The organism is Novosphingobium sp. Sphag1I (genome assembly GCF_056279125.1).
Map to the genome: position 1 here is coordinate 1 of NZ_JBWBQS010000026.1, position 23,510 is coordinate 23,510.

At 60.4% G+C, this 23,510-nt stretch carries 18 protein-coding genes; 6 read left to right on the top strand and 12 right to left on the bottom strand.

Annotation, left to right across the window (positions count from 1 at the left end; genetic code table 11):
• Nucleotides 1-104 precede the first annotated feature (104 nt).
• Genes ACZ9HU_RS21005 through ACZ9HU_RS21015 form a run of 3 tightly spaced genes read right to left on the bottom strand, consistent with a single transcriptional unit; the run spans nt 105 to nt 5,613 of the window.
• Nucleotides 105-1,682: a family 43 glycosylhydrolase gene (locus ACZ9HU_RS21005; RefSeq protein ID WP_476107875.1), complete on the bottom strand. Its 1,578-nt coding sequence runs from the start codon at nt 1,680-1,682 to the stop codon at nt 105-107.
• A 2-nt stretch (nt 1,683-1,684) separates the two neighbouring features.
• Nucleotides 1,685-2,692, bottom strand: coding sequence for an alpha/beta hydrolase (locus tag ACZ9HU_RS21010; protein WP_476107841.1), 1,008 nt, complete (start codon nt 2,690-2,692; stop codon nt 1,685-1,687).
• Nucleotides 2,693-2,733: 41 nt separating this feature from the next.
• Nucleotides 2,734-5,613: a TonB-dependent receptor gene (locus ACZ9HU_RS21015; RefSeq protein ID WP_476107842.1), complete on the bottom strand. Its 2,880-nt coding sequence runs from the start codon at nt 5,611-5,613 to the stop codon at nt 2,734-2,736.
• 373 nt (nt 5,614-5,986) lie between these two features.
• Here ACZ9HU_RS21015 and ACZ9HU_RS21020 point away from each other — a divergent pair, with 373 nt between their 5' ends.
• A complete protein-coding gene (locus ACZ9HU_RS21020) occupies nt 5,987-7,300 on the top strand; it encodes a pectate lyase family protein (RefSeq protein ID WP_476107876.1) in 1,314 nt (437 codons plus the stop codon).
• Nucleotides 7,300-7,680: a cupin domain-containing protein gene (locus ACZ9HU_RS21025; protein ID WP_476107843.1), complete on the top strand. Its 381-nt coding sequence runs from the start codon at nt 7,300-7,302 to the stop codon at nt 7,678-7,680. The genes ACZ9HU_RS21020 and ACZ9HU_RS21025 overlap by 1 nt, the downstream gene beginning before the upstream one ends.
• On the opposite strand, the gene ACZ9HU_RS21030 is transcribed toward ACZ9HU_RS21025, so the two are convergent.
• The 5 genes from ACZ9HU_RS21030 to ACZ9HU_RS21050 form a co-directional block, all read right to left on the bottom strand.
• Complete coding sequence (locus tag ACZ9HU_RS21030; protein ID WP_476107844.1) at nt 7,677-9,209, bottom strand: carboxylesterase/lipase family protein; 1,533 nt, start codon at nt 9,207-9,209, stop codon at nt 7,677-7,679. The two genes, ACZ9HU_RS21025 and ACZ9HU_RS21030, sit on opposite strands and share 4 nt — an antisense overlap.
• Nucleotides 9,196-10,206 (bottom strand): sugar kinase, encoded by a 1,011-nt coding sequence (locus ACZ9HU_RS21035; protein WP_476107845.1) that lies wholly within the window; start codon nt 10,204-10,206, stop codon nt 9,196-9,198. Before ACZ9HU_RS21035 ends, ACZ9HU_RS21030 begins: the two co-directional genes overlap by 14 nt.
• Entirely contained in the window at nt 10,203-10,967 is a 765-nt protein-coding gene (kduD, locus tag ACZ9HU_RS21040) for a 2-dehydro-3-deoxy-D-gluconate 5-dehydrogenase KduD (protein ID WP_476107846.1), read from the bottom strand. The genes ACZ9HU_RS21035 and kduD overlap by 4 nt, the downstream gene beginning before the upstream one ends.
• A 7-nt stretch (nt 10,968-10,974) precedes the next feature.
• Nucleotides 10,975-11,811 (bottom strand): 5-dehydro-4-deoxy-D-glucuronate isomerase, encoded by an 837-nt coding sequence (kduI, locus tag ACZ9HU_RS21045; protein WP_476107847.1) that lies wholly within the window; start codon nt 11,809-11,811, stop codon nt 10,975-10,977.
• Between the two features lie 124 nt (nt 11,812-11,935).
• Complete coding sequence (locus ACZ9HU_RS21050) at nt 11,936-12,955, bottom strand: LacI family DNA-binding transcriptional regulator (protein ID WP_476107848.1); 1,020 nt, start codon at nt 12,953-12,955, stop codon at nt 11,936-11,938.
• A 163-nt stretch (nt 12,956-13,118) separates the two neighbouring features.
• Here ACZ9HU_RS21050 and ACZ9HU_RS21055 point away from each other — a divergent pair, with 163 nt between their 5' ends.
• The 4 genes from ACZ9HU_RS21055 to mazG all read left to right on the top strand — a co-directional run bounded on the left by ACZ9HU_RS21055 (nt 13,119) and on the right by mazG (nt 17,710).
• A complete protein-coding gene (locus tag ACZ9HU_RS21055) occupies nt 13,119-14,627 on the top strand; it encodes a UxaA family hydrolase (protein WP_476107849.1) in 1,509 nt (502 codons plus the stop codon).
• A 106-nt stretch (nt 14,628-14,733) separates the two neighbouring features.
• Nucleotides 14,734-15,525 carry a 2-keto-4-pentenoate hydratase gene (locus tag ACZ9HU_RS21060; RefSeq protein WP_476107850.1) on the top strand — a complete coding sequence of 264 codons (792 nt, stop codon included), beginning with the start codon at nt 14,734-14,736 and terminating at the stop codon, nt 15,523-15,525.
• A 30-nt stretch (nt 15,526-15,555) separates the two neighbouring features.
• Nucleotides 15,556-16,842: an MFS transporter gene (locus ACZ9HU_RS21065; RefSeq protein WP_476107851.1), complete on the top strand. Its 1,287-nt coding sequence runs from the start codon at nt 15,556-15,558 to the stop codon at nt 16,840-16,842.
• An 88-nt stretch (nt 16,843-16,930) separates the two neighbouring features.
• Nucleotides 16,931-17,710, top strand: coding sequence for a nucleoside triphosphate pyrophosphohydrolase (gene mazG, locus ACZ9HU_RS21070; RefSeq protein ID WP_476107852.1), 780 nt, complete (start codon nt 16,931-16,933; stop codon nt 17,708-17,710).
• Between the two features lie 30 nt (nt 17,711-17,740).
• On the opposite strand, the gene hflX is transcribed toward mazG, so the two are convergent.
• From hflX to ACZ9HU_RS21090, 4 genes are all read right to left on the bottom strand, one after another.
• Nucleotides 17,741-19,066 (bottom strand): GTPase HflX, encoded by a 1,326-nt coding sequence (gene hflX, locus ACZ9HU_RS21075; protein WP_476107877.1) that lies wholly within the window; start codon nt 19,064-19,066, stop codon nt 17,741-17,743.
• A complete protein-coding gene (gene hfq / locus ACZ9HU_RS21080) occupies nt 19,066-19,680 on the bottom strand; it encodes an RNA chaperone Hfq (protein ID WP_476107853.1) in 615 nt (204 codons plus the stop codon). Before hfq ends, hflX begins: the two co-directional genes overlap by 1 nt.
• 149 nt (nt 19,681-19,829) lie before the next feature.
• Nucleotides 19,830-21,215: a nitrogen assimilation response regulator NtrX gene (gene ntrX / locus ACZ9HU_RS21085; protein ID WP_476107854.1), complete on the bottom strand. Its 1,386-nt coding sequence runs from the start codon at nt 21,213-21,215 to the stop codon at nt 19,830-19,832.
• Nucleotides 21,216-21,240: 25 nt separating this feature from the next.
• Nucleotides 21,241-23,499, bottom strand: a complete 2,259-nt coding sequence (locus ACZ9HU_RS21090; protein WP_476107855.1) for a sensor histidine kinase — start codon at nt 23,497-23,499, stop codon at nt 21,241-21,243.
• Between the last annotated feature and the right edge of the window lie 11 nt (nt 23,500-23,510).

Genomic DNA, 23,510 nt, shown 5'->3' on the forward strand with positions numbered 1-23,510 from the left:
TCCTTCACATAGGAATACAACTCCCGCGCCACAGCACGCGTGCCGGGCTCAGAAGGAAACAAACGATCAGGGTGAAGTTCCAAAGGACGGGGCATAGAGAAAGTTCAATCCTTCAATGCAGTAAAGCGGAAACCTCGAAACCGTGCTTCACCTTTTCCTGCCGCATAGAGGCCCGGTTTGAGCGCCAGAAATCCGCCCCTTACGTTGTGGTGATAGCCTGACACCTCCATCCCCCGGTCAAATCGGTGCCATGTCTGGCCTCCGTCGCGGCTGGTATGGATGGCGATGATATGGCGGCGGTTGGTGATGCGCATCCGCAGGTTTTGACCATAGGTATGGGCCGGACGCGCGCGTTCCATGCCATATTGGTGGGTCACAAAACGGTCTTTGTCGAAGCCCAGCCCGGCATAGAGGCGGTCATCATAGAAAAGCACAAGACCCGCCGTTGTGCCCGGATCAATCTCGATATCGCATTCAAAACTATAGGATGTATCGCCCGCGGTCAGCAGCAAGGGCGAACCATCGACCGGGGCACTCCCCTTGGCGGTGAGATGCAATGTGCCATCAGCAACACGAACGCGGGCGGCTTCATCACGCGATGGACGGAAAAAGGTCCACTTGCTGCCCAACGCCAGCGGGCCGGAAAAATCATCGGACAACGCCATGCCGTGGGGCAGCGCCTGCCCTCCGCGCGGTTTCGGGATGGGGCGCGAAAGATCACCGCCGGTCATGCGGGGCCAGCCATCGCGGCCCCATGCCACCGGATCGAGCAGACATTGGCGCCCCAGTGTCCAGAAATTTGCGCGATAGCCATGATAGACCGCCCACCACGAACCATCGGGCGCATCGACCAGCGAGGCATGGCCCCTGCACCACCACGCTTCCTTGTCGGTAATGGTGCGGACCAAGGGATTACCGGGATGATGTTCCCACGGGCCGTGGATAGAGCGGGAACGCGCCGCGATCACCATATGGCCCGTTGGAGGTCCGGCCGTCCCGCCCACCGCCGTCAACATGTGGTAATAGTCACCATGGCGCAGGATCTTTGGTCCTTCCGGGCTGAAGCCTTCGACATCCCATGTGTCGGGATAGCGCCACGGATCGTAAACATGCTCGGGCGTACCGGCCAATGAAAGACCATCATCGGATAATCGAACGCGATCTCCGCCCGACAGGAACAGCCAGCGCGAGCCATCCTCGCCCACCGCATGGCATGGATCGATGTGGCGCGGCAGACCCAGAGGGACAGGATCGCTCCACGGCCCATCGATATGATCGGCCCAGATTACGAAAGTATCGTTCTTTTCCGCCTTTACTGGGATATAGAGGAAATACCTCCCATTATGCTTGACCAAACTGACCGCCCAGACCGAGCCAATATTGCGGAACAGCGCAGGCTTTCGCGGTTGCCAGTTCACCAAATCGCGCGAGTGCCAGATGGTCAGCCCCGGATAGGCGTCGAAACTGGAGAAGGTCATGTAATAGTCTGCGCCATCGCGCAGGATAGCTGGATCAGCCCGATCGCCAGAAAGAATGGGGTTGATGAACGTGCCATTGCCCTGATCGGGAACGGCCTGATTGTCGAAGCCCGAGGTCGGTCTAGCCAAGGTTTCATCGGCAATCACGGCGGCCAGAGTTGCCAGACCGCCCGCCATCAAAGCCGAGCGGCGACTTATATCCATGCTCATGCAGGTTTCACCAATCCCGTCGTTTGCGCCCAGTTCAGCCAGAGGTGGGGCCAGATCGCCACCGGTTTGCCCGCCGCATTGCGCAGGCCAAATCCATGACCGCCCAGTTCAAAGAGATGACATTCCACCCGCGCCCCCTTCGCTTTCAACGCTTCACGCAAGGCAATTGTATTGCCGACCGGCACCGCCGGATCATCTTCGGCATGAAGCAGGAAATGTGGCGGCGGATTGGTGGGGATGCACTTGTCGGGCGAATGGGCCGTTTCCTGTTCCGACGTCGGATGGGCGCCCAGCATTTGCTGACGCGACCCGGCGTGGGCCAGCGGCGGCGTCATCGAGATCACCGGATAGATGGGCGCGGAACAGTACGGTCGAGCCGGAAGATGATCGGCGGCATCGATGGGGTCATAGACGCGCGCGTCAAAGCGCGACGACAGATCAGCGCACAGATGACCGCCCGCAGAAAACCCCATGGCGGCAACGCGGTCCGGATCAACTCCATATTCCGTGGCCCGGTGACGGATCAGGCGGATGGCCCGCTGTGCATCGATCAATGATGTGTCGGGTCCGGTCGCCCAGCCTTCACCCGGCAGGCGATAGAACAGGACAAAGCAGGTAAAGCCGCGCTCCGCCAACCAGCGGGCCATTTCATAACCTTCGCGGTCGATCACGACGCGGACATAGCCGCCGCCCGGTGTAATCAGAACGGCCGCGCCATTTGGCTTTTTGGGGCGAAACACCACCATGCGCGGATGGGAAATGCCGTGGATCGCACGATCTGGTGTCGCGGGGTCTTTTGATCTTTCGACAATTTCCTGTGTGATGGGTTTTAAACGGCCCGGCCCGTTGCCACCGGGCCAGAGCGAGATGACCTCTGCCGCATCGGGCAAAGCATCCGTCGTGTTTGGGGTGGCGGGCGAAGGAGCCATCATTCCCTCCGCCCGCCATGATGCCGCGCCGGTTGCCAGTCCGGCAAGAAGGAGCCCCCTGCGATCAAATCTCATGGAAAACCTCGTTCAAACTGGCACTTGCGCGGCATTATTCATCAATACTTGAAACGCGCACCCAACAGGATGTTGCGCCCAAAGTGATTGTTTTCATAGTTACGGTTCGCGTCCCAATCGGTGAAGCGATAGCGATAGGTGTCGAGCAGGTTGTTGCCTTCGAGCGAGACTTCGAGCGAGGGCGTGATCTTGTAACGGATCGAAGCGTCCAGGTTCGTCGTTGCGCCGTAACCTTCCAGCACATTGCCCGTGCCCGAAGCGCCTTCGTGGAAGCGACCGCGATAGGACAGCATGAGGCGGGCCGAGAACTTGCCATCGTCATAATAGACGGTGCTGTTCCAAGCGACCTTGGAAACGTTCGACAAAGTATTGGTAACCGTCACGTTCTGGAGCGCGCCGCCGGGAACGGTTGCCGGGCCCTGAAGGTTGAAGGTCGCCTTGGAGTCGATAAACGTCGCGTTGGCCAACCAGCCCACGTTGCTGAAAAAGCCATGATCCACAAAGGTGCGGAACGGCAATTGCAGCGCCAGTTCGATCCCCTGAAGCGAGGCACCCGAACCGTTGACGGTGGTCGACAGCGTCCAGATCGGCTGAAGCAGCTGATTGTTGGCCGTACCGATTGAAAGCGCGGCGGGCGAGGATGCCGACAGCGAGGAGATCGGTGCGCCCGTCTGGGCATAAGTCAGGCCGGTGATCGAACCGGACTGGGTGAACGTGCCCACTTCCTTGCGGAACAACGCGACCGAGGCCAGAGCCTGGGGCGCAAAATACCATTCGAACGACAGGTCATAATTGCGCGCACGATAGGGCTCCAGATAGGGATTGCCCGTCGTCACGCGATAGTTGAACCCGTCGGCCGAACCGCCCGGCGTCAGCGAACCCAGCGAAGGGCGCGTCATCACGTCGGCCACCGCGCCGCGCACAATGAATTTGGGCGTCACAAAGATCGCCAGATTCATCGAAGGCAGCCAGTTTTCGTAATTGCGCTTCACCGTGTTCTGCACGCCGCCGACCAGACCATAGGATGACTGATCCGTGCGGACATAGCGCGTACCGGCATTCAACGCATATTCTACGCCCAGCAGATTGCCCTTGGCATCAAACTGGACATAGCCGCCCTTGGTTTCCTCGGTCACGCCGCGAATATTGCCCGCGTCAGCAACCAAGGGGCGGCTGTAAAGCTGGGTATAGGCAGCCGCCGCCGGGATATTGGCGATGACCCACGAATTGGTCGTCCCCGCCGGTTGTCCCGCATTGCCCAGCGTGAACAGATCGGTCAGCCCGGTCGCCGGGAAACCATAAACCGCCGAAGAGCCAAACGTCGAACTGGGCGTGCAAGTGATCGTGCCCGACGTGCTGGTGACAAGGCTGGTTCCGCCATTGCCGCAGACCGCCGTGTCGCGGGTGTATGACGTTACGTCATAATTGAACCGGCGCCACATGCCGCCCGCCTTGATCTGGAACCCGTCGGCCACATCCCATTCGGCGCGCAGCTGGAACGTTTTGAACTTGTTCAACGTGCGTGAGGGACGGTCACGAATTTCCGAGAGCTGGAAATTGGCCGGATTGGTAACGCTGGTGCCAAAGCTCAACTTGGGGCTGGCCATGTTCGAATAATCGAAGGAATAGCCCTGTGCGTCGCGGTCGTCCAAAAGGATCGTGGTTTCCACCGGAATATTCGCGTTCGACCGCGACATGCCGCCCACGGCCGTAAAGCGCAGCTTGTCGGTGATGTCCTGATCCAACGTCAGACCGATCTGATAGAATTCGGTCGAACTTTTGCGCAGGTAATGTTCGGTGCGGACCCATGCGTCGTTCAACGTGGCCGAAACCATGTTGTTGTTGCTGTCATAGACAGGGTTCACGACGTCAATCGAACGTTCGTTGGAGCGAAGCAGCACTTCGGCCCACTTTTCCTCACGATCTTCCTTGAACCGCGAATACAGGCCGTCAAGCGAGAGTTTGGTCTTGTCGCTCGGCTCCCACTGGGCCGAAGCGGTCAGGCCCAGGCGTTCGCGGCGGTGGGTGATTTCGCCGTAACGCGGAATGCGCGGGTGGAACGAAAGCGCGGCCTGATCGCAGGCGGCCACGCGGCCATTGGTATAGGTGCCGCCGCTGTTCTGAACGCCAGTGTTGCTGGTCGCGCTGCTGTAATAACAGGGCGTGCCATTGACCGAGTCAAAGCGGGTTTGCACCCAGCGCACCGAATTGTTGCCCAATTCAAGCTGGGTCATCTTGGAATAGGCCGCCGACACCGACACGCCAAAAGTGCTGGCGTCATTTTTCCAGCTGAGCATACCGGCCAGACGCGGCCCGGCCTTTTTCGACAGGTCATTATACTGACCCACCGCCGAGAAAACGCCATGCAGGCCAGCCTTGCCCGCCAAGGGATTGCCGGTGTTAAGATCCACCACCGCGCCCAGCGACCCTTCATCAAGGCTGGCTTCTGCGGTCTTGTGGACGACAAGGCTGCTGAACAATTCGGAGGCGAAGACGTTGAAGTCAAAAGCGCGGTCGCGGTTGGCGCTGGCCCCGTCGGTCGAGGTCGCGATGGTTTCAAGGCCATTCACCCGGACGCGGGTAAATTGCGATGACAGGCCGCGAACCGTAATCGAGCGGCCTTCACCGCCGTCGCGCACGATCGAAATGCCCGGAATACGCTGAAGCGATTCGGCAAGGTTCTGATCAGGAAACTTGGCGATATCTTCAGCAACGATGGCATCGACCGCAGCCACCGAGTTCTTTTTCAGATTCAGCGCCGCTTCGAGCGAGCGACGGAAGCCCGTTACAACAATGGCTTCGGGTGAAGCCGCATCGGCCGCCGGCGCGGCATTCTGCGCATAGGCTGCCGGAGCGGCGAGCGCGGTGCTGGCTGCAAGTGCCAGACGAAGGGTTGTGAGACGTGTGACGAAACGAGGCATTATAACTCCCCCTTAAACTCCCTGCGGGCGGCAAACCGCCCCAATCCTCATCAGCGCCCCAAGGGATTGCCACCGGTGTCATAAGGGGGAAAAGCGAATCGCTTTTCCGCAGCCTCTTGCATCCAGATCCCTGCCCTCTGGGGCCAATTTATTCTCTCAAGTGGTTATCGATCAACGTTTTTGACGAAGGCCGAAGGGAACCTCTTGTCCGATTTGGTAACCGGTGTCATAAGTCTTGGCACGAGGCCCCGGCCTCTGTCAAGAACCACCAACAATATGCCCCACAGGAGAGGCCCCGGTGACATTTTTGCCCACCCCCCGATTCCGTCGCGCCCGTTTCTTGCTTGCCGCTGCGCTTTTGCCCTTGGCGACCATGGCCCATGCCGAGACGCCTAATGCGCCCGTCGCAGCCAATTTTGCCCATCCCACCGACCCCACAAAGGGCGGCGCCGGCGGCCGGATCATCCGCGTGACCACGCTGGCAAAGGACGGCCCCGGTTCGTTTAAAGAGGCCGTCGAAGCCAAAGGCCCACGCATCGTCGTGTTCGAGGTTGGCGGCATCATCGACATGGCCGGCACCGAAATTGTCATCAAGGAACCTTTCCTGACCATCGCGGGCCAGACCGCCCCCTCGCCCGTCACATTGATCCGCACCGGAATCGATCTGCACGGCCATGATGTTATCATCAGCCACCTTCGCGTGATGACCGGCGCCATGGGCAAGCCCCATTTTTCCGATTGGGAACCTGACGCATTTTCGACTGTGGCTGCGCATAATGTGGTGGTGGAACATTGCTCCTTCCTGTGGGCCATCGACGAAAATATGTCGGCCAGCGGCCCGCGATTTAACGGCAAAACGGTTCAGGAATGGCGTGCAAATACCAGCCATGACGTGGTTTTCCGTGAGAACCTTGATGCGGAAGGCCTCGCCTTTGCCAGCCACCCCAAGGGCGAGCATTCCAAGGGTTCGCTGATCCATGACAACACGACCAACATCACCTTTTATCGCAATGTCTGGGCGCATAATGTCGAACGCGCCCCTCTTGTAAAGGGCGGTGCGCAGGTCGCGATGGTCAACAACATCATCTATAACCCCGGCCACCGCGCGGTGCATTACAACCTGATGGCGCTGGAATGGGCAGGCCATGATTATGTGACCGGCGAGATTACCGCCGTTGGCAACGTCATGCGCGGCGGCAATCAGACCGATCCGGGCCTGCCCTTCCTGATGCTGGGCGGCGACGGCGATCTGGCGTTCTATGGCAAGGACAACCGCGCCGTAGATCGTCACGGCAATCCCCTGCCCATGTTCGGCCGCTATGGCGAAACAAAGGCGAAGCTGATTACTTCGGACAAGCCTTTGGCCAAAATCGATGGCTATACCGTTTTGCCATCGGGTGACGTGGAAACCAGCGTTCTCAACACCGTCGGCGCTCGTCCGTGGGATCGCGATCCGCAGGACATCCGCGTGCTGTTCTTTGTGGCCGAAGGGCGCGGCGATATCATTGATGATGAAAAGCAGGTTGGCGGCTACCCCCATGCCACGGAAAAGCGTGCGCCTTTTGTCGAGGCTGCGTGGGATTTGACGACGATGACCCCCAAGAACGGCCTCTATCCCGGCCAAAAGGGCGGCGCGCAGGAAAAGTTGAGCGACCGTGACAAGGCCATGCGGCAGGGCGGCGTCTGATGCTGGCCGCGCTCTTGCTGGCCGCGGCCCCGCCCATGGCTGTGATCGATGAGCGCGACGTGATGCGGCGCGAGCCCGTGCCGCACGGCGCCATCGGCATGTCAACAGCGTGGCGGATCAGCGACGTCGCCCCCCAGCCGCGACGAATGGAATTCCGGCGGCGAACTTTGGATGTTGGGGCCGCTATCGGCCTCCACATCATTGCCCATGATGAGGTCTATTACGTCCTGTCGGGCCAAGGCGAAGTTGAGAGCGATGGTCAGAAAGCCCCGCTAAAGCCCGGAATGACCGCCTATCTTTATGATGGCGCCAATGTCGGCATTCGTCAGGTTGGCAAGGAACCACTGGCGCTCGTCATTGCCTATCCGGTCAAGCCCTAGCTGCCGGGCTGCACATAGGGAGCGGTTGCCCACAAGGCCCGCTCCCACCCGCGCGGATCATTTTCAACGTGTGGTGTTTCATTCATCATCATCGTCGCGCGTTCCGGCAGGCGATAGGGCGTCCAGCTCCCCTGCCCCGTCTTGGCCATTTTCACAAAGGCCGCCTGAAGCGCATCGCGCGTCGCCCGCGCTCCGGCATCACTGCCGCTGAAACTGCCCGGCGCATCCAAAGTGCCAAAGACATAGGGGATGTCATCCGTATGCGCCGCGCCGCGCAACGGATCGACCGGCGAACGCCGTGTCAGGCAATAGACCCAGGTCTTGTCGGCATCAGCCGCCGCCCTCGCATCGGCCTCGATCACCTGACCGGGCCAACTGCGCCCGGCGGTGGTGGCGGCGTAATAGACCTGCTCTGGAGACCAATCCGGGTGATGCATGCGATATTGGGCGATCACATGATCGGGCCGCAGATCGATCTTGACCTCTGCCGCCACACGATTTGCGATATTGTCCCAAGACAGGCCGCGCAATTTTGGGCCGCGAGGATCAAGGAACGCCCGCGTTTCCTCCATCACATTGCCCAGGATCATCGGAATGTTCAGTGATTGCGGCGCAGCGTCAGGCCAGAAAGGATGGCGCGGCAGATTGGTCATGTCCAAAACCGGCCCGAAATAGACCGATCCGCCCATAATCGGGTCTGTGGCTGCCAATCCGTCAACCAATTTCTCTATCGGCAAGTGTCGCAGCGCTTCAACATCGCCTTGCGCGACCTTCACCCGGTCCAAGAACGCTTTCGTCCGCTCCCATGCATGGGCCGGACCGCTGGCGACAACTTGCTGGCCGCTCATGGTGGCGGCGGCATGAAACAGGCCGTTGGCGGCGGGCATGGCCATCAATGTCGCGATTTTGGCCCCTCCACCGGATTGACCAAAGGTAAAGATACGTGAGGAATCGCCGCCAAACTTATGAATATTTGTGCGAATCCATTTCAGCGCACAAATCAAGTCCAATTGACCCAAATTACCGCTGTCGGCAAATTCCACGCCCAACGGTTGCAGCCACAAATATCCCAACGCGTTCAGGCGATGGTTGACTGTCACCACCACAACATCGCCCTGCTGCGCCAAATGACCGCCATGGGTCAGAGGGTCGGTCACGCTTCCGGTCGTATAAGCCCCGCCATGGAAGTAAACCATCACTGCCCGGCGCGCATTCGGATTGGTCTCCGGCGTCCAGATGTTGAGCAACAGGCAATCTTCAGATTGCGGTTGCTCACCCAAACCGCGTTGGGGACAGATCGGACCGAATTCTTGGGCCTTGGTTGGCTGGGTGGCGAATGGCTCTATTTGCGGCGAGGCAAACCGCGCCGCGCGAGCGTAGCGAATGCCTTTGAAAGCCAAAACCGAACCATCGCGGCAACCGGAATACTGACCGACCTTGGGTTCGCGCGAAAGTCCCCAAGCGGGTGAAGCGACCAATGTGGCCGCTCCACCCAAGAGGTTTCTACGCGATAAATTACCTGCGAACATCGCCGGAATTGCCTGTAAACCCGTCGATTTCCGCGCGTGGCAGCCGCAGCCAGTCGCCATGCAGCGAATGTTTGAGCGCGTTCATGGCAAGGCCAAGCTGCGCCATCTTTTTGGCGTCTCCACCCTCCAGCCAGCCCGTCAGCACACCCGCGGCAAAGGCATCGCCAGAACCGACGCGATCGACGATATCGGTGATCTCGATTTCCGGCGTCTGATGCCGGTCCTCGCGCAGGTCCACGCGGGCCGAGAGGCGGTGATGGGTCTGCGTAATCGGATGGCGCGCCGTGCTGGCCATGACCTGAAGGCCCGGAAAAGTCGCAAAGGCCGCCTCCACCGCCTCACGCCGCCGTTCCGCGCCATCGCCGGAAAAGGGCTTTTGCAACAGCAGCGTCATGTCGCGGTGATTGCCGAACATGATCGTCGCCTCGGCCAGCAGTTCCAGCAGAATCTCACGCGGATTGCTGTCCCACGCGCCCCAGAGCTTTTCACGGAAATTACAGTCGAAGCTGACCGGAACGCCCGCCGCTTTGGCCGCCTTGATCCCGGCGCGGGCGAGTTCGACCCCGCCCGGACCAAGCGCCGCCGTGATGCCGGAGATGTGGAACAATGCCGCCCCGTCGAGCGCGGCGGCAAAGTCGAACTCCTCCGGCACAGCGGTGGCAAAGGCCGAACCCGCGCGATCATAGGTGATGGCCGAGGGTCGCAGCGAACCGCCAACCTCAAGGAAATAGAGGCCCATCCGGCCGTCTCCGCGCACGAAATGCGCAACGTCCACGCCAGCGCCTGCCAAAGCGGCACGCGCCTTGTCGCCCAGCGCATTGGCCGGAACCTTGGACACAAAGCGCGCCTGATGCCCCATCGCCACCAGAGCGACACCGACATTGGCCTCCGCCCCGCCGATGGTCAGGTCGAGCGATTGCGCATCAGCAATCACCCGCCCCGCAGGCGTGGCGAAACGCAGCATCACCTCGCCAAAACAGACAACATGGCCGCTCATCGTGCCAGCCAGCCACCGTCAACGGCCAGAACATGGCCCTGCACATAATCGGCCGCGCCGCTGGCTAGAAACACCGCCGCGCCGCCCATGTCCGCCGGGCTGCCCCAGCGGCCTTCGGGGATGCGCTCCATGATCTGGCGGTTGCGCGCCTCGTCCGATTGCAGCGCCGCCGTGTTGTTGGTGGCGATATAGCCGGGCGCGATGGCGTTGACGTTGACGCCCTTGCTCGCCCATTCGCAGGCCAGCAGCTTGGTCAGCCCCGCCACGCCCGATTTCGACGCGGTATAGGACGGCACGCGGATGCCGCCCTGAAACGACAGCATCGAGGCGATGTTGATGATCTTGCCGCGTTGGCCCGTGGCCTCATGGTTGGCGATCATGTGCCGACCGGCAGCTTGCGAAAGAAAGAACACCGATTTGAGATTGGTGTCGACCACCGCATCCCAGTCTTCCTCGGTAAAATCCACCGCGTCATTGCGGCGAATAATCCCGGCATTGTTGACCAGAATGTGCAGGCCGCCCAGCTTTTCGACAGCCTGCGCCACCACATCGCCCACCGGTGCGATGGAGGACAGATCCGCGCCGATAATCTCGGCCCGGCGCCCGGTTTCGCGCACCAGAGCGGCAGTTTCTTCGGCAGGCGTCCGGCCCACCAGCGCCACATCGGCCCCAGCCTGCGCCAAGGCCACGGCAATCCCTTGACCGATACCCGTATTGGCACCGGTCACCACGGCCACGCGGCCTGTCAGGTCAAAGCTCATTTAGACCTCACTTCAACTGGCAAATGTCGAGGACCTTCATGTCGGTATAGTCGAGATTTTCCCCGCCCATGGCCCAGATGAAGGCATATTTCTTGGTGCCCGAACCCATGTGGACCGACCACGGCGGGCTGATCACGGCTTCTTCATTGCCGATCACGATGTGGCGCAGGTCTTCGGGCTGGCCCATATAGTGGAACACGCGGTCGGCCTCGGTCGGCATGTCGAAGTACAGATAGATCTCGCTGCGGCGATCATGCAGGTGCGGGGGCATGGTGTTCCAAACGCTGCCTTCCTCCAGCACGGTCAGGCCGAGCAGGAGCTGCGCGCTCTCGCAGACGCCGGGAATGACCAGCTGATAGATCGTGCGCTGGTTCGAATTGGCCAGATCGCCGCGCACCAACGGGTTGGCCTGATCGAGCGTAATATGCTTGATCGGGAATGGCTTATGCGCGGGAACTGAAGCGATGTAGAAACGTGCGCCTTCGCCTTCAAAGATCACCTCGCCGGTGCCCATCGGGACGTAGAGGCATTCCTTGTTGTCCATTTCATAGCGCGTGCCATCGACCGTGATCGCGCCCGGACCACCGATATTGACGATGCCCGCTTCGCGGCGCTCAAGGAAAGGATGCCCCGCGGCCGAGGCCGGTTCGGTCTGTTCGGGCAGCTTGATCGGGTCCTTGCCCGGCACCGCACCACCGATAACGAAGCGTTCGTTATGCGAGTAGTTGAGGTTCACCTGCCCCTCGACAAACATGCCTGATACCAGATAACGGTCGCGCAGTTCATCATTCGAAACACATTCCATCATATCGGGATGTGTGGCATGATAGGTCTTGCAGAACATGGGTAGCTCTCCCAGCAAAGATTTGGTGCCCTGTGGCACGTGATTGATCGCTTGGTAGCGGCTTTTGGTAACCGGTGTCAATAACTCGCAAACAGACCCTCGAACGAAAGCGAGCGATGCGAAATCAGCCTTTGAACGGGGCGGTTGAAGCGCGCTCGACCAGTTCGGAACGGAAGAAGGACTTGTGTTCTGCGGCCTTGTCCGGCTGGATCAATTTGAACGCAGCCGAGCGCGCCATCGCCCGGATCGGCCACCGCACCGTGCTGAGCGGAGGCCAGATATGCGCGCCGATCGGCGTATCGTCGAAGCCCAAAATGGACAGTTCGCGGGGCACTTCCAACCCCTGCTCCAAGGCGGCATGCAGGACGGCGGCGGCCATTTCATCATTGGCGGCGAAAATGGCGCTGGGGCGCGGATTGGCGCTCAAAACCTGTTTGGCCGCGACATAGCCCGAATCGAACGTGTAATTGCCTGTCGCCCGCCATTCATCCGGCAGGCCCAATCCATGAGCCATCAAGGCCTCGCGCAATCCGGCCTCTCGTTCACGCGCAGAACGGAACCCGTCGGGGCCCGCGACATGGCCAATGCGTGTGTGCCCATCGCGAATCAATTTATCAACCGCCTCGCGCACGGCCTCACGATCGTTCGATTCGACCAGATGTTCTTCATCGTCCAGCCGCGCCGACCCCATGCGGACATAACGGCACCCCAATTCGGCGCAGAGTCGGGCGACCTCATCATTTTCCGAAACCGGGGGCAGGACATAAATGCCGTAGAGACGCTGTTGCTCGATAAAGTGGCGAATATCTTCAAACAGGCGCGGGCTTTTGCGATCCACAGGCCGTACGACCAGCGCGAATTCGGTGCCCTTCATGGCGTCGAGCATACCTTCCTGCACCGACAGGACCATCTGCGCGTTCGGGTTGTCGTGGATCAGGCCGATCAGGAAATTTCGCCGTAATGCCAAGGCTCTGGCCTGCGGATTTGGCACATAACCTAGGTCGCGGATAACCGCTGTCACCTTGTCGCGCGTTGCATCGTTGAGCAAGGGAGAGTTGTTGATCACACGGCTGACGGTCTTTTTCGACACGCCGGCAAGGCGCGCCACATCGTTGATCGTCGGCTTGGGCTCGCGAATGGCCACGTTGTTCCCACCTCTCTTGGCTCGTCTGCTGTTTTGCTGCCTTGCCCGTGCAAGTTGATGGGCGCAAGCAGGAGACTTATTGACACCGGTTACCATAAACGACATTCCCACGCAAAGGCGAAACCCCAAAGGGGAGATTCGCAATGCCAGACCCCCGGGGAGAATGATGAGCCTGCAACCTGCCCTGATCCGCGTGCATCCCGATGACAGCGTCGCCGTAGCGCTGCGCCCGATTGCGGCGGGAGAAGAAGTTGCGCTGGGCGAACACAGTTTCACCGCCCTTGCCGCCGTACCGCAAGGGCACAAACTGGCGCTGATCACCCGCGCCATCGGCGACATGGTGGTCAAATATGGCCAGCCCATCGGCAAGGCCACAGCCCCGATCGCCATTGGCGACCACGTTCACACCCATAATCTGGCGACGGCGCTGGCGGGCGAATTGTCCTATGCGCCCGATGATGATGCCGATGTGGCGGCGGTCCGCGCGCATGACGGCACCTGGCGCGGTTATCTTCGCGCCGATGGCCGCGCGGCGACACGCAACGAAATCTGGATCTTGCCGACGGTCGGATGCGTCGGCCTGACCGCTGAACAGGTCGCGCGCGAAGCCAGTCTGCGTCATGCCGACAAGATTGCATCGGGCCAGATCGATGGCATTCACGCCTTCTCGCACCCCCATGGCTGTTCGCAATTGGGCGATGATCTGGGCGGAACGCGTGCGGTTTTGGCCGGATTGGCGGCGAACCCAAATGCGGCAGGGGTGCTTGTTCTTGGCCTTGGTTGCGAATCGAACCAGATTGACGAATTGATGGCACTGGTGCCCGACAGCGCGCGCGGCAAGATCGCCACGCTCTCTTCGCAAAGTGCAGGCGATGAATTGGCCGAGGCTGGCGCGCTGATCGATGCGATGGTGGCCCAGGCCGCCATGGCGCATCGCGAGGAATTGCCCCTATCGGCGCTGGTCGTCGGTCTGAAATGTGGCGGGTCCGATGGCTTTTCCGGCCTGACGGCCAATCCCTTGCTGGGCCGGTTTGCCGAAACGCTGGCGGGCGCAGGCGGGACGCCGATCCTGACAGAAATTCCTGAAATCTTTGGCGCAGAGCAGGCATTGCTGTCGCGGTCGCGTGATCGGCAAACCTTCGACGCCGCGGCCGCTTTGGTCAATCGGTTCAAACGCTATTACCTCGATCAGGGGCTGCCGGTTTCGGAGAACCCCTCGCCCGGCAATCTTGCCGGTGGGATTACCACGCTGGAGGAAAAATCGCTTGGGGCGGTGCAGAAGGCGGGCCATGCCTTGCTGTGCGCGGTGATAAATTATGGAGAGACGTCGCCCCTTGGTGGCCTGACGCTTTTGGAGGCGCCGGGGAACGACGCCATTTCCTCGACCGCTTTGGCAGCGGCGGGTGCCACGATGGTTCTTTTCACGACCGGGCGCGGCACCCCGCTGGGGTTTCCGGTGCCCACGGTCAAGGTTGCATCCAACCACCAATTGGCCGCCAACAAACCCCACTGGATCGATTTTGACGCCGCCATGGCATTGGATCAAGGGCAGGAAGCCAGCGACGCGGCCTTTCTGTCGCGCCTCATTGCAATTGCCAGTGGCGAAAAGACGGCCGCCGAACGTCATGGCCAGCGCGCCATCGCGATCTGGCGGCGGGGGGTAACCTTATGACCGAGACAGGCTGAGACCCGGTTTGCGTCATCGCATGCCAGTCATGATGATTGCCAATGACACCGGTTTCCAATATTGAATTCACCCAAAGGATTGTGGGATCAGGATGCAAACTCAAGAAACAGAACAGGCCATCGCAAAGGCCTTTGTCGAAGCCCGCCGCGCAGGTTCCGGGTTGGCCGCTTATCCCGGCACGGCCCCCACAACTCTGGCCGACGCCTATCGCATTCAGAACACCGCCCTGTCGATTGACGGGCGCAAAGTGGCCGGATGGAAGGTTGGCCGCATCAATGCGCCGCTCGACGCGCAATTGGGGGCCAATCGCCTTGCCGGGCCAATCTTTTCCGATGCTCTGGCCGAAGATGGCGCGGCCATGCCGGTCTTTGCCGAAGGCTTCGTCGCGGGAGAGGCTGAGTGGTTGCTCCACGTCGCCCCCGGTTTTGTGGGGCCGGTCCCGACGAACGATGCCGAAACCAAAGCCATCATCGATGATATCCGGATCGGTATCGAAATCGCCAGCTCGCCCTATCCCGGCATCAATACCGATGGCCCCTGTGTAACGGTATCGGATTACGGCAACAATGCCGGTCTCGTGTTGGGTACACAGGTTGAAGGCTGGGCGGACCTTGACCTTTGCGCCATTTCCATCACGACCCAGATCGACGGCGCAGTCGTTGGCGAAGCCACGGCGGCAACCATGCTCGACGGCCCCTATGGTGCGGTGCGGTTCCTGCTCGGCAATCTGATGGCGCGCGGAATTGATGTTTCGGGCGGCCTCTGGGTTTCATCGGGCGCGGTCACCGGCGTCCATCAGGCCGTCGTCGGCCAGAGCGTCAGCGCCAGCTTCGGCGATCTGGGCACCGTATCCTGCACCTTGACCCAAGCGCAGCCCCGTTAACGCGCCATAAGAAGCGCAATTGGAGATTGGATGATGACAGGCTTGAATGAAGCCATGCCCGCATTGGACCCCAAGGCTGGCCGACGCCGTTGGGTCGTGTGCGGATTGCTCTTTGCGGCAACGGCGGTCAACTACATCGACCGGCAAATGATCGGCGTCCTCAAACCCACGCTCAAGGAAGAACTGGGCTGGCAGGAAACCGACTTTGCCACGATCGTCTTCTGGTTCCAGATGGCCTATGCGATCGGCTATATCTCCTTTGGCCGCATCGTTGACGTGCTGGGCGCGCGTCTGGGTTATGCGGTGGCGATTGTGGTGTGGACCGCAGGCCATATGGCCCACGGCTTTGCCAGCGGCGTCGCCAGTTTTGCCGCGGCGCGTTTCGGCCTCGGCCTTGGTGAATCGGGGAATTTCCCGGCGGGTATCAAGGCGGTGGCGGACTGGTTCCCACAGCGTGAGCGCGCCTTTGCCATCGGCCTGTTCAATGCCGGGGCGAATGTGGGCGCGATTATCACGCCTTTGCTGGTGCCTGCACTGGTGCTGTGGTTCGGGTGGCGTTCGGCTTTTTTCATCACGGGCATTTTCGGTGTCGCGTGGCTGATTGCATGGTGGACGCTTTATCGCCATCCCAGCCAGCAGCCGGGCATGACCGAAGGCGAATTGGCGTGGATTCAACAAGATCCCGCCGACAAGACCGAAAAGATCGGTTGGGGCCGCCTGATTACGCTGCGTGAAACCTGGGCCTATGCCTTGGCCAAGTTCCTGATCGACCCTATCTGGTGGTTCTTCCTTTTCTGGCTGCCGGGCTATCTGTTCGACCGCTATCATCTTGATCTCAAGAGCTTTGGCCTGCCGCTTGCCGCGATCTATATCATCTCCGATCTTGGCAGCGTGGCCGGGGGGTGGCTGTCTTCCTTCATGCTCAAGCGCGGCTTTTCGGTGAATGTGGCGCGCAAACTGGCGATGTTGATCTGCGCCTTCTGCGTCCTGCCGATCTATTTCGCGCAAAGTATTGAAAGTGTTTGGGGGGCTGTTTTGGTCATCGGTCTTGCCACGGCCGCGCATCAGGCATTTTCGGCCAATGTGTATACCCTGCCCTCGGATATGTTCCCCCGCGCCGCGGTGGGCAGCGTGGTCGGCATTGGCGGGACAGTGGGCGCACTGGGCGGCATGGGTATGGCGCTGTTCACCGGTTATATCCTTGATGCGACGCACAGCTACGAATTGCTCTTCGCCATTTGCGCCAGCGCCTATCTGATCGCCTTGGCGGTGGTCCACCTGCTCAGCCCGAAGCTGGCTCCGGCAAAGGTCGAGTAACGAAATCCCCTCCATGATCGCTCATGGATTGTCTGGACCGGGAAGGCTGCTTAAAGCTTTCCCGGTCTTTTTGTTATGCGAGAACCCTATGTCCGCTTCACTTACCCGGCTTCTGAACATCATGGCTCGGCTGCGCGACCCGGAAAGGGGATGTGAATGGGATGTGGCGCAAACCTTTGCCACCATCGCGCCCTATACGGTTGAGGAAGCCTATGAGGTGGCCGACGCGATTGAACGCCATGACATGGCGGGCCTGCGCGAGGAATTGGGCGACCTGTTGTTGCAGGTCGTGTTCCACAGCCGGATGGCGGAGGAAGCGGGCCTGTTTGCCTTTGACGACGTCGCCGATGCGATCAGCGACAAGATGGAGGCGCGCCACCCCCATGTTTTCGGTGAGGCCGCCGATGAAGGCCAATCACGCGAAGTGCGTTGGGAAAAGCTGAAAGAACAGGAACGCGCCGATAAGGGGGCCAGCAGCGCGCTGGATGGCGTGGCGCTGGCCCTGCCCGCCTTGATGCGCGCAGAAAAGTTGCAGAAGCGCGCGGCGCGGGTAGGCTTTGATTGGCCCGACCCTGCCGGCCCGGCGGCCAAGGTTGCCGAGGAAGTGATCGAATTGGCCGAAGCCGAAACACAGGAAGACCGCATCATGGAGGCAGGCGATTTCCTGTTTGCAGCGGCCAATTTAGTTCGCGCTTATGGCATTGCACCTGAAGAAGCCCTGCGTGCCGCCAATGCCAAATTCGAACGGCGATTTAAGGGTATGGAAGCCTTGGCCAAAGCGAGCAGCATGGAATTTGCCAAGCTCTCCCTCGATGAGCAGGAAGCGCTGTGGCAGGAGGTCAAGAAGGGGGAGAAAGCGAGGGGCTAACCGCCTCGCTTTCTCTATTTCCGTCCGGCGTTACAGCCGGACGAACCGCCCAAATTCCTTGGGGCTCAGCTTCACCGACACCAAACGCGCGGGTTCTTCGCCCCCGGCATCTTCATCGGCCAAGACCTCACCATGGGCATAAAGCCACGCGATGCGCGCGCCATCATGCACGGGGATCGTAAAGCGATGTTCCCGCGCATCCCCGGTCAGCAGCCGGTTGGCGGTTTCGAGTAATTCCTCGCAACCTTCGCCGGTTACGGCTGACAGTGGAACCACAACCTCATCATCATGCGCCGCCTCACGCGCCGCATGCCACAGGTGCGCTGACTGCTCGGCGGAGAGCAGATCCCACTTGTTCCAGACCTCGATCATCGGCACCGAGGGAGCGCGCGTGCCCTCCTCCAGCAAGCCGAGATCTTCGAGCACGGACAGCACCTGTTCCTTTTGCGCCGCCGTGTCGGGGTTGGCAATGTCGCGAACGTGGATCACGATATCGGCCGCCGTCACCTCTTCAAGCGTAGCGCGAAAAGCCGCAACCAACTGCGTCGGCAGGTCGGAGATAAAGCCTACCGTATCCGACATGATCGCCTTTTCGATGCCCGGTAAACGAATGGCGCGCATTGTGGGGTCAAGCGTGGCAAACAACAGATCCTGCGCCATCACCTCCGCCCCGGTAAGGCGGTTGAACAGCGTGGACTTGCCCGCATTGGTATAGCCGACCAAAGCCAGCACCGGCCAAGGCGCCTTTTCCCGGCGGTCGCGATGGAGACCGCGCGTCCGCCGCACCTGCTCCAACTCTCGCCGGATACGGGCCATGCGGTCGCGGATCATGCGACGGTCCGCCTCGATCTGGGTTTCGCCCGGACCGCCAAGGAAGCCAAAGCCGCCGCGCTGACGCTCAAGGTGGGTCCAGCTGCGTACCAGACGACCTTGCTGGTAATCCAAATGCGCCAGTTCGACCTGCAACCGCCCTTCAGCAGTTGCCGCGCGTTCGCCAAAGATCTCAAGGATCAGGCCCGTGCGATCGATCACCTTGCGCTTGAGCTTATCCTCAAGGTTGCGCTGCTGCACGGCGGTCAGCGCGCCATCGACGATGACAAGCTCGGCCTCATGCAGATTGCATTGGGTGATGATGTTCTGGATCTGGCCTTCGCCAAACAGCGTGCCTGGGCGCGGGTCACGAATAGGAATCGGAAAGGCCTCGGCAATCACCAGCCCGATGGCCAGCGCCAGCCCCTTTGCCTCTTCGACGCGTGAATCCGTATCGGAGGCGCTGGGGCGCCCCCGAATCTCGGGGCAGACGATCAGGGCGCGTGCGCCCCGAGTTACTTCGCCCTCTGCTTCTTCACCGAAAATCAGGCGTCGGAACCTTCTTCACCATCCCACTCGCCGGTCAGATCGACCGGGCCGAGCGGCTGGATCGTCGACACCGCGTGCTTATAGGCCAACTGCACATAACCTTCGCGTTCCAGCATCATGCAGAACAGGTCATAGGCGGCCACGCGGCCCTGAAGCATCACGCCGTTCACCAGGAACATCGTGACCTGCACGCTGGACGAGCGGATTGAGGAAAGGAACACATCCTGCAACAGGCGCGCCTTCTTCGACGCGTCGCCGCCCTGCGGGAACAGGCGCGTGTCGATGGGCTGGCTGGGCATGATGGTGGAAACGGCGTGCTTATAGACCAGCTGCGACTGACCATCGCGGCGCAACAGGATCGAAAAATTGTCGAACCACGTGACAATACCCTGCAACTTCACGCCCTTGACAAGGAACATGGTCACCGGGGTCTTGTTCTTGCGCAGATAGTTCAGGAACTGATCCTGCAAATTCTGATTGCCCTTGCCCGACGGGGCGGGAACATGGACGGGCGCGGATTCGATGCCTTCGGCACCATCTTCAACTTCGGGTTCGGCAGGCTTCGAACGAGGGCGGGCAGAAAGCGTGCGGCCAGTGGACCCAGTAGTCATTGCTTGCTCCTATTGTTGGCGGCCGTTTCTACGGTCCGCATTCTGGCCGAAAGCGACTCTGCGCTCTCGACCGACTGAATACTGTTTCTAGCCTCTCGCAGTTGCAGCGTAAATGGTCAAAATGGGGAAGACGTATTCACGCCCCCCATTCATTCTTCGTCTTCATCATCCCGCTTGTCACCCATGCCCAGCAGCTTGAGTTTGCGATGGAGAGCCGAGCGTTCCATGCCGATAAAGGCCGCCGTCTTGGAAATATTACCGGAAAAGCGCCGGATTTGAACGCGAAGATACTCACGCTCAAAATTCTCACGCGCCTCGCGCAGGGGCACGCCCATCAGCGAAGACATGCCCGAATCGCCCGCCAATCGGCCATTGTTGATTTCGGCGGGCAACATATCGACCTCAATCCGCCCCAACCTTTCGCGTGGGGCCAGAATGACCGTGCGTTCAACCACATTGCGCAACTGACGCACATTGCCCGGCCATTCATAGGCCTGAAGCGCGGCCATCGCCTCGATGCTGATTTCGGGTGGCGGCATGCCCTGATCATTGGCGTATCGGGCAAAAAAGTGCTGAACCAGCACCGGAATATCTTCACGCCGCTCGGCCAGCGGCGGGACAACCACCGGCACCACGTTCAGGCGATAGAAGAGGTCTTCACGGAAAGCCTTTTCCGTAATTTCCTTTTCCAGATTGCGGCTGGTCGAGGAAACGACCCGCACATCGACGCGGATCTGGCGATTGCCCCCGACGCGAACAAAGGCCTGCTCGGTCAGCACCCGCAGGATACGTGCCTGAGTCGAAAGCGGCATATCGCCCACTTCATCCAGATAGAGCGTCCCCCCATCGGCCAGTTCGAGCAAACCGGCGCGGACCAGCTTGCCGTTGGCTTCCTCGCCGAACAATTCTTCTTCGAACCGTTCAGGGGTGATGCGGGCCGAATTGACGCTGACAAAGGGCTTTTCCGCCCGCCCGCTCCACGAATGGAGCAAGCGCGCCGCCACTTCCTTGCCCACACCCGATGGGCCAGAGATCAACAGGCGGCTGCCGGTATTCGCAACGCGTTTAAGTGTCGCGCGCACATGGTTGATTGCGCTGGATGAACCGTGAAATTCCGTGCCCTGTGCCGTATCCAGCTTCAGCCGCGCGTTTTCGCGCCGCAGCCGTTCCGTTTCCGTCGCGCGTTCCACCAGATGCAACAGGCGTTCGGTCTCAAACGGCTTTTCGATGAAATCCATCGCCCCGCGCCCGATCGCGGCCACCGCCGTATCGATGTTGCCATGGCCGGAAAAGATGATGACCGGCAGATCCGGCTCACGCGTCTTGATCGCGTCCAGCACTTCCAGCCCATCCATGGGCGAACCATGCAGCCACACATCGAGCAGCACCAGCGAGGGTCGCCTGCGGTCCACCTCGTCCAACGCGGCGCGGCTGTCGCCTGCGGTCCGGCATTCATAGCCTTCGTCCGAAAGCACACCCGCCACCAGTTCGCGGATGTCCTTTTCATCATCAACGATCAGGATATCGACTGCCATCAGGCTCTTCCTCTTTTCAATCGGATCATTCGCCCGGCTCCATGACTTTGCCTGCACTCAACGGATCGCGGGCGAAACGCAGGGAGACGATGGAGCCACCGCCCTCGGCGCTGGCAAAATTCATGTCGCCGCCATGTTCTTCGACAATTTTCTTCACAATGGCCAAACCCAGCCCCGTCCCCTTTTCACGGGTGGTGACATAGGGTTCGACAATCCTGTCCCGATCCTGCGGCAGGCCGATGCCATTGTCGGCCACCACCGCCACGATGCTTTCGCCTTCGTCAATCAGGCTGAGATGGATAGCACCGCGATAGTCGTCGCCAGCCTGTTTTTGTTTTGCTTCAATCGCCTCTGTCGCATTCTTCAGAACATTGGTCATCGCCTGACCAAACTGATGCCGGTCGCAACCGATCAGGCCGATATCGGCGGGATTCTCGATCGAGAAGTCGATATCGGGCCGCGCCACTTCCTGAAGGAACAAAGATTGCCGCGCCAGATCCACCGGATCTTCCGACCGGAATACCGGCTTTGGAATACGGGCAAAGGAGGAGAATTCGTCCACCATCTTGCGCAGATCACCCACCTGCCGGATGATGGTCGCGGTCAATTCCTCGAACAATTCGGGGTTGTCGCTGATCTGCTTGCGATAACGGCGCGACAGGCGCTCCGTCGCCAACTGGATCGGGGTCAACGGGTTCTTGATTTCATGCGCAATGCGGCGGGCCACGTCCGACCATGCTGCCTGACGCTGATCCAGCAATTGGCGGGTAATATCCTCAAAGGTGATCACATGGCCGCCCTGCGCCTCGCCCGACGCCGAACTGTTGGCCGTCAGTTTCACCGCCAGCGTCAGAAGATCGCCGCCGCGGTCGGAGGAAATGCCGTGCTGGACAACGCCCTCACGTTTTCCTTCATCCACCATCCCGGCGATCTGCGGAGAGAGTTCGCTCAGAGGTTGGCCAATAGGGGCGCCATCGCTGCGTCCTAACAACAGCTTTTGCGCCGAGGAGTTCATCAAGCGGACCGCCCCGCTGGCATCGAGCGAAATAACGCCCGCCGTCACCGATTCCAGCACCGCCTCCATCAGAGCGCGGCGCTCATCAATCTGCATATTGGCGCGGACGAGGGCAGCAGTCTGACGCTCGATCTGTTCGGTCATCCGGTTAAAAGCCCGGTTGAGCAGGCCGATTTCCTCGGCCCCCGTGCGCCCCGTGATGCGGATTTCGTAATTGCCCGCACCGACCCGCTGGGCCGCCGCGACAAGGTCATAGAGCGGCTGCACCTGTCTGTCGGCAAAACGCAAGGCAAAGACCACCGACAGGCCCACAAGCACCAAGGATATGACAAACAGCGCGATGTTGAACCGCAATTGGAGCAAGCGCGCCCTTTGCGTCAAAACCTGATAGGCCTTGACGATATTATCGGCTCGCTTGCCCTGACTGATCGCCAAAAGGTCGGATGTTCGCGCGGCATAAAGATAGAGACCGATGCGTTGATCAATCGCGGTGACGGCCTCGATACGGTCGGCCTTGGCGTTGACCACAATCGCTTCGCCACCGTCGACGCGGCGGCGGTCTTCGGGCGAAATCTGAACCCGCGTATCATCGCGCGCAGGGTCGACAATGGCGACGGTGATCATCCGCCCATCCGGGCCTTTTTGCAGGATCGCCACTTCGTCAAGGCCGCGTTGCAGCACCTGATAGGAAAGCGCCCGCTGAAAATCGAGGCTGACAATGCTGGTCTGGCTCAGGATATAGCGCAGGTCGCTGGTCATCGCGATGGCTTCGTTGGAAACGTCGCGCTGGGTCTGTTCGTAATAGCCGCGGGCCAGTTTATTCGCGTTTTCCAAAAGCCCACGCGAATTATCGGAAAACCAAAATTCGACGCCCGACTGAAACAGCCACGATGCAAAGATCACGACCAGCAGCGTCGGCACAGCCGCAATCAGCGAGAACAGGAACACAAGCTGTGTGTGCAACCGCCCTTTACCGCCCGGAATACTGGCCCCGCGACGAACCGCGATCCAGCGGCCGATCAGCACCAGAATGGCCATCGCGGGCAACAACATGCCCACCAGCAGCGAAGCGGTCATCCCGCCCGACAGCAATTGCCCCTTTTCCGCCTGATCCGACACGGCAAGCCATGCCGAAAGGCTGGCCGCCAGAAAGCCGAATATGCAGATGCCCCAGACATAGGGTTCCAGATTGGCGCGCCGGGCATAGACCAAGGCCCGCCGCCACCAGCGGGGCCATCTTTTCAACTTTACCTTGCCATCGCTCACCATCGTGGCCGTGT